At 44.5% G+C, this 16,707-nt stretch carries 13 protein-coding genes; 10 read left to right on the forward strand and 3 right to left on the reverse strand.

Annotation, left to right across the window (positions count from 1 at the left end; translation table 11 throughout):
- Nucleotides 1-296 precede the first annotated feature (296 nt).
- From K8O68_RS16805 to K8O68_RS16830, 6 genes are all read left to right on the forward strand, one after another.
- The gene (locus K8O68_RS16805; protein WP_230897950.1) at nt 297-1,391 is read left to right on the forward strand and encodes a GerAB/ArcD/ProY family transporter; all 1,095 of its coding nucleotides are present in this window, start codon (nt 297-299) and stop codon (nt 1,389-1,391) included.
- 5 nt (nt 1,392-1,396) lie between these two features.
- Nucleotides 1,397-2,839, forward strand: a complete 1,443-nt coding sequence (locus K8O68_RS16810) for a spore germination protein (protein ID WP_230897951.1) — start codon at nt 1,397-1,399, stop codon at nt 2,837-2,839.
- Nucleotides 2,840-2,858: 19 nt separating this feature from the next.
- The gene (locus K8O68_RS16815) at nt 2,859-3,992 is read left to right on the forward strand and encodes a Ger(x)C family spore germination protein (RefSeq protein ID WP_230897952.1); all 1,134 of its coding nucleotides are present in this window, start codon (nt 2,859-2,861) and stop codon (nt 3,990-3,992) included.
- A gap of 87 nt (nt 3,993-4,079) precedes the next feature.
- The gene (locus K8O68_RS16820) at nt 4,080-5,012 is read left to right on the forward strand and encodes a manganese-dependent inorganic pyrophosphatase (RefSeq protein WP_230897953.1); all 933 of its coding nucleotides are present in this window, start codon (nt 4,080-4,082) and stop codon (nt 5,010-5,012) included.
- A 118-nt stretch (nt 5,013-5,130) separates the two neighbouring features.
- Nucleotides 5,131-5,922, forward strand: coding sequence for an SDR family oxidoreductase (locus K8O68_RS16825; protein ID WP_230897954.1), 792 nt, complete (start codon nt 5,131-5,133; stop codon nt 5,920-5,922).
- A gap of 849 nt (nt 5,923-6,771) precedes the next feature.
- Nucleotides 6,772-8,037: an MFS transporter gene (locus K8O68_RS16830; RefSeq protein ID WP_230897955.1), complete on the forward strand. Its 1,266-nt coding sequence runs from the start codon at nt 6,772-6,774 to the stop codon at nt 8,035-8,037.
- A 54-nt stretch (nt 8,038-8,091) separates the two neighbouring features.
- Here the strand turns inward: K8O68_RS16830 and K8O68_RS16835 are convergent, their stop codons facing one another.
- Together K8O68_RS16835 and K8O68_RS16840 are read right to left on the reverse strand one after the other, a co-directional pair.
- The gene (locus K8O68_RS16835) at nt 8,092-8,775 is read right to left on the reverse strand and encodes an amino acid ABC transporter permease (protein WP_230897956.1); all 684 of its coding nucleotides are present in this window, start codon (nt 8,773-8,775) and stop codon (nt 8,092-8,094) included.
- A 12-nt stretch (nt 8,776-8,787) separates the two neighbouring features.
- Nucleotides 8,788-9,654, reverse strand: coding sequence for a transporter substrate-binding domain-containing protein (locus K8O68_RS16840; RefSeq protein WP_230897957.1), 867 nt, complete (start codon nt 9,652-9,654; stop codon nt 8,788-8,790).
- A gap of 248 nt (nt 9,655-9,902) precedes the next feature.
- On the opposite strand from K8O68_RS16840, the gene K8O68_RS16845 reads away from it, so the two are divergent.
- The 4 genes from K8O68_RS16845 (at nt 9,903) to K8O68_RS16860 (ending at nt 16,184) form a co-directional block, all read left to right on the forward strand.
- Nucleotides 9,903-10,460: a TetR/AcrR family transcriptional regulator gene (locus K8O68_RS16845; protein WP_230897958.1), complete on the forward strand. Its 558-nt coding sequence runs from the start codon at nt 9,903-9,905 to the stop codon at nt 10,458-10,460.
- A gap of 76 nt (nt 10,461-10,536) precedes the next feature.
- Entirely contained in the window at nt 10,537-13,626 is a 3,090-nt protein-coding gene (locus K8O68_RS16850; RefSeq protein ID WP_230897959.1) for an efflux RND transporter permease subunit, read from the forward strand.
- Between the two features lie 185 nt (nt 13,627-13,811).
- A complete protein-coding gene (locus K8O68_RS16855; protein ID WP_230897960.1) occupies nt 13,812-14,618 on the forward strand; it encodes an undecaprenyl-diphosphate phosphatase in 807 nt (268 codons plus the stop codon).
- A gap of 105 nt (nt 14,619-14,723) precedes the next feature.
- Complete coding sequence (locus tag K8O68_RS16860) at nt 14,724-16,184, forward strand: spore germination protein (RefSeq protein ID WP_230897961.1); 1,461 nt, start codon at nt 14,724-14,726, stop codon at nt 16,182-16,184.
- Nucleotides 16,185-16,350: 166 nt separating this feature from the next.
- Here the strand turns inward: K8O68_RS16860 and K8O68_RS16865 are convergent, their stop codons facing one another.
- Nucleotides 16,351-16,656 carry an antibiotic biosynthesis monooxygenase family protein gene (locus K8O68_RS16865; protein WP_230897962.1) on the reverse strand — a complete coding sequence of 102 codons (306 nt, stop codon included), beginning with the start codon at nt 16,654-16,656 and terminating at the stop codon, nt 16,351-16,353.
- Nucleotides 16,657-16,707 lie beyond the last annotated feature (51 nt).

Here is a 16,707-nt window from a genome sequence, read left to right on the forward strand (position 1 = left end):
AAACCGGCGAAAACGCTAGTAAGAGGAAGCTGGAAGAGAGTAACAGGCAGGTGGGTGCTACCGGGGTAGCACCTACGTATCACCCACCAACGTATCAGGTAGAAAACCGGCGAAAACGAAAGTAAGAGGAAGCCGGAAGAGAGTAACAGGCAGGTGGGTGCTACCATCTCCACATACTTAATAAAAAAATCCACCATTATCTGTATAAAAGCCTTGTTTTTAAAAACACTAGTAAAAAATGTAAAGGAAAAGGAGTAAAGAAAGATTTACAGGGCGGCATGAAATGAGGAATTAAATTGAAAAATATTCAGCAAATCTCGTGGACTCAGTTAGTCGGGGTTATTGTAGCGACTAAATTAACGGGGACCTTAACATACGGATATATTGTTAAAAGTGAGCCTTTTGCAGAAGAAGCGTGGATGGTACCTCTCATTGCGGGCAGTTTCGGTTTGTTGATTGGCTTGTTTGTTTACAAGCTTTCAAGCCGTTTTCCCGGACAGACGGTTTTTCAGTATTCAAAAAAAATTATGGGAACCTTTTTAGGTTGGATTATTAATTTCATTATTGTGGTTTTACTCATAGATTGGGGAGGCGTGACAATACGCCAATTTTCAGAATACTACACGAGCCTTAAGTATCTTGACACCCCGCTGTTTATTTTTTCACTTCTTATAGCCCTGTTAGCCGTTCAAATTGTGAGGGGCGGGGTAGAAGTTTTAGGAAGGCAAGGAGTAATAATGGCATTTTTTGTGATTTTTGCCAGCTTGTTTATTTATTTTGGCTCAGCCAACCGGTGGGAGCTCGGTGAAGTGCCGGCACCCTGGGAATTACATATGGGGGAACTGATACAACAATCCTTTACGCCTCTAGGGGTTTTTGGAGAAGTATCCTGGGTAGTTCTGCTGCTGCTTCCTCATTTGAACCAGTTTAAAGACGGGCCCCGTGCAATTATTATTAGTACAGTTATTAATTCAATTATGGTTTCAGCAGCAGCTGTCGTTCTTATTGCGGTGCTTGGAGAAGACTTAGTCCGACTGACTATTTTTCCGTCGTTCGAGGTCGCTTCGGCTATATCTTTTGGTGTAGTGGTTGAACGGATTGAATGGCTGGTGTCTTTGTTATGGCTCGGTTCAATGGCAGTAAAACTTAGTGTCCTTCTGTATGGAGGGGCGGCAGGTGTGCAGTCAATGTTCCAGATGAAACAATTTAAAAACGCTATTTGGATTGTGATTTCTTTAATGTTCATCTGGTCATATTTAGTTTTTGATAATATACATGAAATCATTGGTTTTCTAATGCCTGAAAAGTGGCTGCTGCATGCATTGCCGCTTCAGGTCGGGATACCGGCTTTATTAATGCTTGTAGCATTAATTCGGCGTGTGAAGGGGTGATTAATATGGAAAATGCACTTGAGAAGAATTTACAGGCAATTAATCAGTCGTTTGGTGAAACAGAAGATTTGGTTATCCGCCGGTTTTCATTAATGGATCCGTCTTCCCGTCAGGCTGCTGTTATTTACCTGGACGGGTTAGTGGATACGGCGGTCATTAGCCAACATGTAGTCAGGCCCCTGATATTAAATTTTACCGGCACGGCTAAAAATACTCATTCCCTGGAGGAGCTTACGAGTCTTATTACCGTCTCTGAAACTAAGGTAATTAAAAATCTCAATGAAATAAACGAATTTATTTTAGCGGGAGATACATGTCTTTTAGTTGAGGGAGAAGAAGGGGGGATTATTGCCGAATCGAAAGGGTGGGAACAAAGGGGCGTTCAAGAGCCTATAGTAGAAAGAGCGACCAGGGGCCCTCAGGAAGGGTTTGTTGAATCGATCCAGACAAATTTAGGATTGATCCGCACGCATGTTAATCATTCAAAACTTATTTTTGAAAAATATGAGGTAGGCACTGTTTCACCTAATTCAGTAATGATAGGTTATATAAAAGATAAAGCAAAAGCTTCGGTGGTGGAAGAAGTAAGAGAACGGTTAGGCCAGATTGACCTCGAAGCTGTATTAGAGTCCGGATATGTCGAGCAATTAATTGAAGACAACCCGATGTCACCGCTGCCGTCTATTAAAGTGACAGAAAGACCTGATGTTGTATCGGGGGATATTCTGGAAGGAAGAGTATGTATTCTTGTAAACGGAAGCCCATTTGCTTTAATTGTTCCGGCCTCCATTAACAGCATGATGCAATCAAGTGATGATTATTATGAAAGGTATCCTCAGGTTTTCCTGATGCGGATTGTCCGTTGGATGGCGCTTTTCATTGCATTGCTGCTCCCTTCGTTATATGTAGCGGCGACAACAATTAACCATGAAATTATTCAGACGCCGTTGCTTTTTACGATTGCGGCAACAAGAGAAGGCATCCCTTTACCTGCCGTATTAGAAGCATTACTGATGGAAGTAGCATTTGAGATTTTACGCGAAGCCGGATTAAGGCTTCCGCAGCCGATAGGTCCTGCCATTAGTATTGTCGGTGTATTAGTTATTGGTGAAGCAGCCGTAAATGCTGGAATTGTCAGTAATATTATGGTTGTTATCGTCGGGATGACCGCCTTGTCAACGTTCGCCATCCCCCAGTACAGTTTTGCGAACGCCATTCGTTTTTTGCGTTTTCCGATAATTATTCTGGCATCGACGTTAGGGCTGTTAGGTATCGGTTTTGCACTGATGGTGCTCCTGACCCACCTTTTGAAAATGCGTTCGTTTGGCAATGCAATGATGGAGCCTTTCGCTCCGATGTCACCTGATGATTTATCAGACAGCGTCATCCATCTGCCGTGGAAAACTACGATGTCTGCACCTTGGAAAAAATTTAAGAAGCTGCTTTAGCTAAGTAAGGGGGCGGGTTATGCGAAAGAAATTTTTATTATCATTATTTGGACTGGCTGCTCTCCTGCTCCTCCCGGGATGCTGGGACAGTCAGGAAATAGAGGAAGCAGCGTGGGTGACTTCACTTGGATTTGATTTAGCAGAGGAGGATGGCCCGTTTGAGGTCCACCAAATGGTTGCCTTAACAAAAATGCTGGCTGCCGGAGACCAGGGTGGACAGGGAGAAGAAGACGCCTTTTTTATGGTTTCAGAAACAGCTGATTCCATACAGACAGCGGTATTTAAAGCTAAAGAGTTTCTAGCAAGAGAACCAAAATACGGTCATGTATCAAATATAATAGCCAGTGAAGAGCTTCTGAGAGAAAAAGGAGTTTCATCAATCCTGTCTTATACATTGCGTGACCACGTCTTACGGCCGTTTATTTGGATTTCGGTTGCCTCGCCTAATGCTAAATCTGTAATGGAAAAGAGGACAGGCCTGGAAGACATCCCGAGCCAGGCGTATTTAGGAATCATGGATCAGGCTGAAGACGCGGGACTGGCTTTTGCTGTGAACTTGCTGGAAGCAAGTAAACGTTATCTTAATGAGAATCAAGATCTTGTGTTGCCGATTATTACACATAAAGAAGGCCAGGTCCATATTGACGGTATGGCTTTATTTAAAGAGGATCTCATGGTGGATTCTTTGCACAGCTTGGATGCCCGTGGATTATCCTGGGCACTGGACAGAGGCGAAGGGTTAGTAAGCATCAGTTCAAAAGACGAGCAATTAATTACAGTCAGTTTCCGGGAATCTAATTCCGAAGTAAGCGTTGAGAAAGCAGATGATGCCAGCCTGGAAATGAACGTAGATATAAATTTGCAGGGAGATATTTCTGATATTGAAAAAGAGCATACGGTAGCATTTTTAAGTGAAGAAGATATTCCTGAAGTCACAAAAGACGTGGAAGAAGAGGTCATTTCAATTGTCGAGAATTCAATCGCCAAAGTTCAGAAAGCTCAATCTGATGTCTTTGGCGCAGCGGACATGATAGCGGAAGAGTTTCCGGATGTATGGAAAAAAATAGAGGGTGACTGGCGTGAACAGTATGAAGAAATGCCGGTTAATGTAAATGTAAAAGTTGATTTAAACCGCAGTAAACGAATCAAGTAAACAGGTGTTTCCTATCAAGCGATGACATCTCACCCTCCGTCGTGATAAAATAAACCGTATTGAAGAGACGAAAAGGAGTGGCATGTCATGAGTGAAGAAAAAGTTTTAATTTTTGGGCACCAGAACCCGGATACCGATACGATTTGTTCAGCGCTTGTTTATGCTGATTTAAAAAAAGAACTGGGCCTGGCTGTTGAACCAGTCCGGCTTGGCGAAGTGGGCGCTGAGACCCAGTATGCTCTTGATCATTTTGGAGTGGACGCCCCCCGTCAGGTGAATACAGTTGCAAATGAAGTGAACCAAGTCATTTTAGTAGACCATAATGAACGCCAGCAGAGCGCCAAGGATATTGATCAGGTGCAAGTCCTTGAAGTCATCGACCACCACAGAATTGCTAATTTTGAAACAGAAGGTCCGCTTTACTACCGTGCTGAGCCTGTCGGCTGTACAGCGACGATTTTAAACAAGCTGTTTAAAGAAAACAACGTAGAGATTAAGAAAGAGATTGCAGGACTGATGGTATCTGCGATTATCTCAGACTCCCTGTTATTTAAATCGCCGACTTGCACGGCAGAAGACGTGGCTGCGGCTAAAGACCTGGCTGAAATTGCAGGTGTTAACCTTGAGGAATACGGCCTTGAGATGCTTAAAGCTGGGGCAGACATGAGCAGTAAATCTGTTGATCAGCTCCTGACTATGGATGCGAAAGAATTTACAATGGGAGACCATAAAGTTCAAATCGCCCAGGTAAATGTGGTCGATTCAAATGACGTGCTTAACCGTAAAGATGATGTCTTGTCAGCTATGAAAAAGGCTGTGTCGGAAAAAGAACTAAGCCTGTTTGTTTTAGCGGTGACTGATATCCTGAAAAATGACTCTATCGCCTTAGCAACAGGTGAACAGACTGAAGCGGTAGAAAAAGCTTTTGATGTAAAGCTTGAAGACAGCCAAGCGACACTCGAAGGCGTCGTTTCACGAAAAAAGCAGATTGTACCTCCTCTAACTAACGCTTTATCATAAACATGAACTAGGCCGGCAGATGTGCCGGTCTTTTTTTGTGCAAATAACTTTGAAGGTCTTTTCCGCTTATATGGCGAATACAAACAAGCAGATAATTAGCGGAATGGAGTGAGGCAGTTTGGCATTTTTAACAGGAAAAACAGCTTTAGTTACAGGAGTGAGCCGCAGCCAGGGGATAGGTGCAGCGATTTGCAGGGAGTTTGCAAGGAAAGGGGCGGATATTCTGTTCACTTACTGGACGGACTATGATCAGTCTATGCCATGGGGAGTGGAAAGCAGTGAACCTGCCTTACTTAAAAGAGAGCTGGAATCGCATAAGGTAAGATGTGAAAATATAGAGCTTGACCTCACGGCTCCGGCGGCTCCGGTTACGCTGCTCGATTTCGCCGCGAAAACCTTTGGTTCAGCCCCTGATATACTTGTCAATAACGCGTGTTATTCAGTGAATGATTCGATCAGCACGATTACTGCAGGGAAGCTGGACAGCCATTATAAAGTGAATGTGAGAGCTGTCACATTGTTAACACAAGCGTTTGTTGATTGTTTTTCCAAAAAGGAAGGGAGGAATGGGCGTATTATCAATCTGACTACCGGCTGGAGCCGGGGGCAGATGCCCGATGAACTGTCGTATGTTCTGACGAAATCAGCCGTAGAAACGTTAACTTATACGCTGGCATCAACCCTGGCTGAAAAACACATTACTATTAATGCAATTAACCCTGGTCCAACTAATTCGGGCTGGATGAATGAAGACATTAAAAAAGAATTGCTGCCCAGATTTCCATCCGGCCGGCTGGGGGAACCGGAAGACGCCGCCAAACTGGCTTCATTTCTGGCTGGTGATGATGCAGCCTGGGTAACCGGACAGGTCATCCATTCAGAAGGCGGGTTCAGAAACGGCGATGCCTGAGAGAGGAAGGTAGGTGCTCCTGCGCCGCCCCCAGGCTTGCTCGTCGCAGGTACAGAGTGCTACTCCGGTAGCACCTACTTCTCTGTTACCCTCTTCCAGCTTCCTCTTACTTTCGTTTTCGCCGTTTTTCTACCTGATACGTTGGTAGGTGCTGCGTAGGTGCTACTCCGGTAGCACCTACTTCTCTGTTACCCTCTTCCAGCTTCCTCTTACTTTCGTTTTCGCCGTTTTTCTACCTGATACGTTGGTAGGTGCTACGTAGGTGCTACTCCGGTAGCACCTACTTCTCTGTTACCCTCTTCCAGCTTCCTCTTTCTTTCGTTTTTGCCAGTTTTCTAGCTGATACGTTGGTAGGTGCTACGTAGGTGCTACCCCGGTAGCACCTACCTCTCTGTTACCCTCTTCCGGCACACTCTTACTTTCGTTTTCGCCGTTTTTCTAGCTGATACGTTGGTAGGTGCTACGTAGGTGCTACCCCGGTAGCACCTACCTCTCTGTTACCCTCTTCCGGCACACTCTTACTTTCGTTTTCGCCGTTTTTCTACCTGATACGTTTGTAGGTGCTGCGTAGGTGCTACTCCGGTAGCACCTGCTTCTCTGTTACTCTCTTCCGGCTCACTCTTTCTCTCGTTTTCGCCGTTTTTCTACCTGATACGTTTGTAGGTGCTACGTCGGTGCTACCCCGGTAGCACCGACTCTACCTGCCAAGCTACCAACTCTGCAACCTACCCGCCGTCAGTAGCGGGAAATATAAACAGATTACGAATTGAAACTTAAGATCTTGTAAAAAATTCTCTCTCGTCCTTATCTGTCTGAAGGTTTGCTTTATGATAGACAGAGTACTCAGGAATGGAGAGGATTTTTGAAGTGTCGACAGGTCAAATTAATGCAAAAAAACAAGTAATTGTGATGGCAGCTGCTACAGCTGTTTCGCTATTTGGGGACGCACTCCTTTACATTATACTGCCTTTATACTGGACAGAGATGGGGCTTCATGCTTTATGGCAAATAGGGGTGCTCCTGTCTGTTAACAGGTTTATACGTCTGCCGTTAAACCCGCTGGTGGCATGGCTTTATAAAAGAATATCTTATCGTCAGGGATTTATTTTGGGGATGATTCTGGCCGCTATAACTACTTTCTGTTACGGCGCTTTCCAGTCTTTTTGGATCCTTCTTATAGCACGCTGTTTATGGGGCTTAGCATGGACGTTTTTAAAACTTGGCGCTTATCTTGCCATTCCTGCTTTTTCGGACAACAGCAACAGGGGTTATTTGTTTGGACTTCATAAAGGAATCCACCGGTCAGGTGCCCTGCTTGGCATGATCTTAGGGGGGCTTGCGGTGGACCAGTTCGGCATTTCCCCAGTAATGACGGTCTTTGCTGCAGCAAGCTTACTCACTCTTCCATTTATTTTTACGGGGCTGGATCGCAAACAGTCTTCCACTGAATTTATTACTAATAAAGAAACCGTTCCTTTTAAGAAAGTGATTATTCAACAGTCGGTAATTACTGTACTTGCCAGTGCGATGTGTATAGCAGTTGTATATGATGGAATTCTCAAATCAACGCTCAGCTATCTTGTTAACCTGCAAATTGATTCTGAGTTCATGTTAGTAGGACTCGCGGTAGGGGCTTCTACACTTGCAAGTTCGATTCAGTCAATCCGGATTTTATGGGAGCCGTGGCTTTCACCGTTACTTGGCAGTTTTGCAGACAGGACTGCCAGACGGGCTCCTGTTTTCGCAGGGCTTCTGGGGGGAGCGGCTGTGCTCATGGTTTTTGCCCCTTTGCCAATGCCGTTATTTATGTTTATAGCTATTATGCTCGGTCTGCAGGTAATTGGTACAGCTATGGAAGTAATTGTTCTTTCTCTTGCTGCTGACGTCGCACAAAGATCATCTAAAGTTCACGTTATGACAACCCTATCAGTCGCACAGGACACAGGGGCAGCCCTCGGTCCGCTGATTGGATACATGGCTGCAGAATGGTTAGGAATCACTTCCTTATATGTTTTCGCTTCACTGCTTTTTATCATACTTTCCATAAAGTGGCTGAAAGAGCCTGCAGAGCGGGGGTTTCAAACGGAAGTAAACAAAGCAGCACCAGTTGATTAACAATTAAAGCCTGAACTTAAAAAACCACGCGGCACATGCCGCGTGGTTCAGCTTTTATATTTCACCGTATTTCTCAAAGCGTTTTTCAAGGTAATTCTGCAGCACAGTCATCACTGAACAGATTCCCCAGTATATGAGAGCGACGAGGATAAACATGGTCATGTAGTCCATTTCACGCCCTGCGACGATACGCGACATCTGAAAGATCTCAGGGACTGTAATCATGGCAGCCAGCGATGAGGCTTTAATTAAGTCGAGCAGCACGTTTGTCAGCGGAGGAACGGCAATTCTGGAAGCCTGGGGCAGCACGATCCGGCGCATCATCAGCCAGTAGGAGAAGCCGAGTGACCGGGCCGACTCCCACTGCCCTCTTGGAACGGCAGCGATGGCGGAACGGTTAATTTCTGCCATATAAGCTGCACTGTTTAAACTGAATCCGATTAACGCCGCTGTCACAGCATTAAATTCTATTCCTATAAACGGAAAGCCGAAATACAGCATAAATAATATAATCAGAATGGGGACGCCCCTCATAAATGAAATATATATCCGGGCAGGCCAGCGAAGCCAGGAACGGTCTGAAGCTCTTGCCACAGCTAAAAATAAGCTGATAATCAGCCCTGCTGCCATACTCACTAATGAAATAAGCAAAGTATACCAGATCCCCTGCATAACATATGGAAAGGATTCAATGGCTAATTGGATATCAAAAATGTGCTCCCACTGAATATCTCTCATGCTTCTTCTCCTTTAATCTTCGTCTGCGAAATCAATGTCAGGTTCCTGCGACACGTCCTGGCCTCCGAAAAACTGTTCAGACAGCTCGGTTATCGTGCCGTCTTCCAGCATCTCATTAATCACGCGGTTCAGGTTTTCGTGAAGTTCCGTATTATCCTGGTTCATAATCATTGCCTGGTTATTCGGATGATAAAATAAATCAGGATGAATGACGACATCAATTTCAGGAAGTGCTTCAATGGCCAGAGACTGAAGATAATAATCATTCATCACGGCGTCCAGCCTGCCATTTTCTATATCCCGTAAATACGTATCATTTGTGACATTTTCATATGTCACGCCTTCAGCCCCGTATTCTTCGGCAATCTCCATGTAAATAGTCGTGGCAGCGCCGCCATGGCGTTTGCCTTCAAGGTCTTCGAGTGTTTCAATGCCTGAATAGTCATCAGGACGGACAATCATTGACCCGTAGGAAAATTTATAAGGGTCGGTAAAAAGAAAGTCCTCTTCCCGGCGTTCATTAATATCAATGTCATTAACGGCAATATCTATTTGGCCGCTCTGGATTGAAGTGAGCATCCCGTCAAATCCCATTTCTGTAAACTCAGCTTCCAGCCCGAGACGATCAGCTGCCTCTCGGGTAATTTCAACTTCAAATCCGGTTAATTCATCCGTCTCATCGGAATGAAAAGATGTTGGGTACAGAGTTCCTGAAGTAGCAACTTTTAAAGTGCCTTCCTCCTCTATTTCATCCCACCGGGAAGTCTCACCGGTCTCTCCGGTGTCGTTATTAGTGTCTCCACCGCAAGCTGCAAGTATAAGAGTCATGGACAGACCAGCAACTAAGGCTGGCATCCTTGTTTTTCTTAAAAAATACATAATATCCTCCTTTTAAAATTTAAATATGATCTTTAGTCCAGTAAAAAACATAGCATGCCACTTAGCATTCAAGCAATAAGGTTGCTTTAAACGGTAAAAGTAAAAATATTTTGCCAATAATAATTTTCCAGTAAATAAGTTTGACAAAAAGTGAAAAAAAGTTGTACAAATATGTTATAGATAATATAAACCAGGGTATACAGCAGTATCAATTTATTTTTTCCAGGGGCAAAATAAAGGAGACCGCTATGAGCAGAAAAAAGACGATAGACGAAGCTCAGCTCTTTCAGGAAACTGAAAAACTCATAATGGAGTCAGGTTATGCCGAGTTTCATTTTAAAGCATTGGCAGAAAGGCTGGGAGTGGCAAGAAGCACGATTTATAATTACTATCCAAACAAAGAAGAGCTAATCACAAGCTACATGGTGCGGCTGCTGGAAAGAGCCGTTGAAAACATGGATGAGGCTTTTGAGGCAGAGTATCCGGTTAAGCAGCTGATCAGAGTATGGTCAAGGTACGCCAATATGCATCAGATGCTTCAAATTATGCCTTATATTAACCAGAAAGCCACGCCAAAAGTGGAAGAAAATATCCGGGTGATGTACACCTTGTTTGGAGAAATGAAAAATAAAATCCACCACATCTTAAAAAAGGAGCAGGAATCCGGACGAATCAGGGAAGATATTCACATGGCTACGATGACAGGTCTTCTGATGTCAACGGTTCAAGTTCCTGTCCACCATAACAGTCTTGGCCAGTGGGTGGATGAAGTTTATGATCTCGTCATGAACGGCTGTAAAGGCTGATTTTTTATAGATTAAAATGACACAACTGTCATTATGCAATACATAATAGAACATAAATAAGACAGGAGGCACCAACATGTTTAATGCAATTATTAAACGCCCTAAAATAACCATGATGTTTATATTTATCCTTGTAGTCGTAGGAGTTCTGACACTCTTTCAGCTTCCGCAGAGGGAAGTCCCTGAATTTTCTTTTGATATAGGAATTATTAATACCCCGTATCCGGGCGGCGCCCCTGAAGAAGTGGAGCAGCAAGTGACGATTCCTTTGGAAGAAGCTGTTGAAAATATCGACGGCATTAGTGAAATGAGTTCGGTGTCTACCTCCGGTTTTTCAAACATAGTCATTGAGCTGGAAGAAAACGCAGATAGGAATGAGGTGTTTACAGAGATTCAGCAGGCCATTTTAAGGACAGAAGGTGATCTGCCTGACGAAGCTGTCACACCAGATTTTTCCCAGCAAGTGAGTTTAGGCGGTTTATCAAGCTATCATATCTTGCATGAAGACAGAGAGGAGTTATACGAGCTTAAAAATATGCTTGAAGACTGGCAGGGGGAAGTTGAAGCTTTGCCCGGTGTAGACCGCACGATTGTGAAAGGTTTCCCTGATCAGTATTTTATGATTAATGTGGATTCCGACGAGCTTTTTGGCAGCGGCCTGCAGCTTCCTGATGTGATTCAGGCGGTTGAGGAGGAGTTAAATACTCAGCCTTTAGGGGTGCAGCAGATAGACGGCGAGAATGTCCAGCTCGCTTTGTCTGTTTTGGAAGATGAAGAAGAAATCAGTTCAATTTTTGTCGGACAGGACTTTGAAGGTGAATCGGTTTATTTGGAAGATATTGCTGATGTGGGAATAATGAATGAAACCCCTGAAGATTTAATTACCTTTGAAGAAACGCCTGCTGTTTCGTTTACTGTCATACCAGGGAGCGGAGTGAACATTCCAGAACTTCACGATGACGTGGATGAGCGGGTAATGGCCCTTGCACAGGACTTGCCGGAAGAAATGGAAATTGATTTATTCTACACTCAAAAAACGATAGTAGATGAGATTTTCGGAGATTTGGCTTTTTCCTTTGCTTTGGCAGGGCTCTCGGTTGTTGTGGTCACCCTCCTCGGCTTAAACTGGTCGTCAGCTGTTATTGTAGCCTTGGCCATTCCGACGTCTGTTCTTATCGGATTGATCCCGCTTCCGTTTTTTAACGTGGACCTGAATCAGATTTCCATAATCGGGATGATTATTGCCTTGGGTATTCTCGTTGATGACGCGATCGTAGTCGGGGACAATATCAGGCATAAATACAGACAAAACTATGATCCGCTCGAAGGGGCATTAAAAGGCTCCAAAGAAGTCAGAGCTTCTATTATTACGTCAACTTTAACAATTGTCTTTACATTTTTACCTTTAGTCTTTATTTCTGGCGGCAACGGGGACTTTATCCGCGCGCTTCCGACGGTGCTTATTGCAACAATTCTGGCCTCTACGATAGTCGCTTTATCGTTCGTCCCTATTTTTCTCGTATGGAGACAAAAGAAGCAGCGGCGGAAAAAGAATAAGTCACGCAAGGCGCCGAGGGACGGCCTGTTAGGCAAACAGCTGAATTCCTTATCTGACTGGTACAGTGACTCTGTTTTAAGAAGAGTGGTACGCCACCCTTGGAAAGTTGCCATTATTGGATTTATTGTAACAACGAGTTTTTACGGGCTGATTCCATTCATCCCTGTGGTATTCTTCCCGGATACTGACCGGCAGGAGGTTACGGTGGAAGTACGGATGCCGGCCGGGACAGCTATAGAAGATACTGAAGAAACCCTTCAGCAGATGAGAGAGTATGTGCTGGCTGAGGACGAGAATATATTCGAAACGGCTGTTTACGCTGGAGATGGCCTCCCCCCGCTGTTTGGAGATGGGATTTACAACAGCAGTGAAGAGACAGGAAATCTGATGCTCCGCACAAATCGTGAGGAGCAGTCAGCCCAGGAAACAATTTCCAGATGGACAGAACCATTGCAGGATGAATTCCCTGAGGCAGAAGTGGAACTGACAACAATTGAATCAGGTCCGCCGGTAGGGGCGCCTGTGGCAATTATGCTTCAAGGGCCTGAGGTGGACACGCTGATAGACATGAGTAATGAATTGCAGGAGCGTATTGCAGAGCTGCCTGAAAGCGGCACAGTGCTGGACGATATGGGACCGCTTCGTCCAACGGTCGTCTATGAGCCTGTCAGACAAGAAATGGAAGAAAATGGAATTACGATGAGCCAGATCAGCGAACAAATTGGCTTGCGTACAGACGGAATTCCGTTAATGACTTTCCGTACCGATCAGGACGCGATAGATTTGCAGCTGACCCTGGATAGAGTTGAGGAGGGTGGCGAGCTGGATTTATCAGATATTGAGGTGCCGAGCCAGGCAGAAGAAGAGGGTGAAGGTCAGGGCGGCCCGCCGGAACTGATCGCACTTGATACTCTCCTCGAAGAAACTGAATCTGAAGAGATACCGCAAGTGCTGAGGGAAGACGGTGTCAGAACAATTACAGTAAGAGTCTTCCCGGCTAACGATAATGATGAAGTACTTGAATCAGAAATCAAAGCGATCACGGATGATGTCAGGGAATCAGTAAGCGAAGACTATACAGTAAGCTTAGGAGGAGAGACTGAAGCGAGAACAGATTTCATCCTTGAATTGTTTACATTGTTTCTCGTTGTGTTATTCCTGATTTATATCGTCATGGCAATCCAGTTCTATTCCTTGACGATTCCTATCCTTGTTATGAGTACGGTTCATATAGCAAGCGCAGGCGCTGTCGTCGGTTTGTTCCTGACCCAGACAGGTCTAGGGTTCATGGCGCTCATGGGCATTGTATCCCTGGCCGGGATCGTGGTCCGGAATTCCATCGTGCTGCTCGAGTTTATTAAGCAGCGCAGAGCTGACGGCATGTCAATTGAAGATGCTGTCGTTGAAGCAGGCAGGGTAAGGCTGCGGCCGATTCTGTTAACGGCATTTACTGCCATTGGTGCATTGACTCCCGTAGCTTTAAGCGGTGACGTGCTGTTTGTGCCGCTGGCTATTTCAATCATTTCAGGTTTGCTGTTCTCGGCATTGCTGACAGTTGTTATCGTACCGGCCGTGTATACAGCTTTTGCTGTGAAGTTTAAGAAATAAATATTATGGAAGCTTTACCCGGCTGAAACTTTTGGCCGGGTAAACTTATTTTTATTTAATCTTTACTTAAATTTAACAATCGGGACTAGTAACTATGATATGATTTAACTCGCTTTAAGTTTTAGTTTCCATCAGGGCCCTATGGCCAATAAAATTGCTTTATATTTATTAAAAGGGGTACATATATGGATTTAATAGAAATTTTGCAATACATATTTTTAGGCATTATACAAGGGGCCACTGAACCGCTGCCTGTTTCATCAAGTGGACATTTAAGAATTGTATCGTATTTTTTCGGGGTAGATGTTCCTGATCTGCATTTTGAAGTTTTTTTAAACGGGGCTTCTCTGCTTGCCGTGTTTATTGTGTATAAGTCAGATTTAATACTGATGGTTCGCGATACACTGAATCATGTCAGGCGCCCGTCGGAAGAAACGAAAACGTCATTTAAACTGTCGCTCCTGATTATCGCAGCAACTGTGCCGGCTGTTGTGGTTGGAGGGTTATTTCGAGGTTTTATTGGGGGAGAACTGACCCACATAACGGCTGTAGCGACGGCTCTTATGATTACAGGGGCCGCTTTATGGCTGATTAGAAATTTAAGGGGACATAAAACTGACGAAGGGATTACTTATACAGATGCTATCATTATCGGCCTGGCCCAGACGGTCGCATTAGCACCTGGCATCAGCCGCTCTGGTGCTACGATTGTAGCTGCCCTGGCTAGAAAAATCGAGGCAGAAACAGCTTTGAAATTCTCCTTTTTTATGTCCATTCCGGTCAGTATAGGAAGTCTTGTGCTTGAAACGCCAACTATTATTCGCACAGTAGTGGACAACGACTTTCTTGTGTTATATATTGCTGCATTTATTACATCTTTAGTCGTGTCTGTATTTGCTATTAAACTTTTAATTAATGTAGTCACACGAGGCAAGCTGCTTTACTTTGCAATATACTGTTTTACAGTGGCGGCTCTCCTCTTCATATTTTGATAAAGACGCATCCTTCCGGGTGCGTTTTTAATTTTGGGCACTGTATAATCTTGCCTTTAAAAGGTCATCTTAACGGTAATGTTGCAAGAATGAGGTGGACTTAAAATGAGCGGGACTGAAAAACCCCTTTTTGATACATTTGAAGAAAATATAGAGTACTTAAGAAAAGAAATGAGAATAGAAGATAACTTTGATCTCATTCACCATAAGCTCGTTTATGGTGAGCGGAAGTTCGGGCTGTTCTTTGTCGATGCCTTTGCAAAAGACGAAGTGATGGTCCATATCATGAGGCATTTATCCTTTTTAAATAAGGAGGACCTGGAAGGTGATCCGATAACCATTCTTGTCCAGAAGCTGATCCCTCATTTGGAAGTGGAGACAACAGAGGATTTGGAGGAGGTCATCAGCCAGACGCTGGCGGGACAGGCGGCGTTTATTATTGAAGGCTGTGAGGAAGCAATTCTCGTGGACATCAGGGAGTATCCCGGCAGGTCCCCGGAAGAACCGGATATTGAACGGGTGGTTCGCGGCCCGCGTGACGGATTTGTTGAGACTCTAGTATTTAACACCGGTCTAATGAGAAGACGGCTTCGGGACCGGTCACTTGTCATGGAGTTTATGCAGGTCGGACGCAGGTCAAAAACGGACATTTCCATCGCTTACATAGACAGTGTGGCAGATCCTGAGTTAATTAAAAGAGTAAAAGAAAAATTGGAGGCAATAAAAATAGACGGGTTGACGATGGCAGAAAAAACGGTGGAAGAGTTTATGTTTAAGAAGAATCTGCTTCCATACCCGTTAGTCAGATACACGGAAAGGCCTGATACAGCTGCCACTCATGTGCTTGAAGGGCATGTGCTTATCTTTGTCGACGGTTCACCGAGCGTAATGATCTGCCCAACCACTTACTGGCATCACCTGCAGCATGCCGAAGAATACCGTCAGGAGCCAGTTATTGGTGTTTTTCTAAGGTGGGTCCGGTTTATCGCTGTCTGGTCGTCAATATTTTTATTGCCGCTATGGTTTTTGTATGCGACAGTTCCTGAAATAGTCCCGGACTTTGTGGATTACATCGGCCCGGATGATACTGGAGCCGTTCCGCTTATCGCCCAGTTTCTGATAGCTGAAGTGGGGCTGGAAATCTTGCGGATGGCGGCCATTCATACACCGAACGCGCTTGCCACCGCCCTTGGTCTTGTCGCGGCTATATTGATAGGGGAGGTTGCCATTGAGGTAGGCCTTTTCACGCACGAAGTAATTCTTTATATTGCTTTAGCGGCCTTGTCGAGCTATGCGACACCTAGTTATGAGATGAGTATATCAAACAGGATTATAAGAATATTGCTGCTCGTTGCGACCTCTTTATTTGGGGTTGCAGGTTTTGTAGGCGGGACCGCTCTGTTTATTATTTCTTTGGCAAGTTTAAAAACGATGAATACGCCATATTTATGGCCGTTCATTCCATTTAACGGAAAAGCGTTTGTTGATATTCTGTTCAGGACGCCTATGCCGATGAAAAATACACGTCCTTCTGTGTTAAATACTCTCGACCAGACGAGACAGTAATGAGGCTGAAACTAAAGACAAGCCCCTGGGCAAGCGTCCGCTTGGCGGACTGAAATCACTCCTTTTCTCAAAAAGAAAGCCGAACAAAATTCAAAAATTTTGTTCGGCTTTCTTTTTGATTACTATTCTTTTGTGCCAGCCTCTTACTGCAGCCTGCAGAGTGAATTTATCTGGCCACTACTTTAAATTGGCCGACTTTAGGCACGATTTGGGCAAGTTCCTGGTCGGGGTATTTTTTCTCCAGATCATGAATTTTCTTAAAGTCTTCTCCACGGACCCATTCAAGATAACTTTCTTTTGATTCAAAAAAAAGCTGAACAGTAATTTCGCCGGCATTTTTGTCGTTCTGAAGCAGGTAAAAATCAACAAATCCCGGCGCTTCATCCACTATACGGGACCGGTTTCTGTATATATCAATGACTTCCTCCGCTTTTTCAGCCGGCACGTCAAAGGTTGAAAATACTGTGTACAAGCTCTCACCTCATTTAAGATCGGATTGCGTCTATTTTAACATCTGAGAAGA

It is taken from the genome of Salipaludibacillus sp. CUR1 (genome assembly GCF_021028955.1).
Classification (GTDB): Bacteria; Bacillota; Bacilli; order Bacillales; family Salisediminibacteriaceae; genus Salipaludibacillus.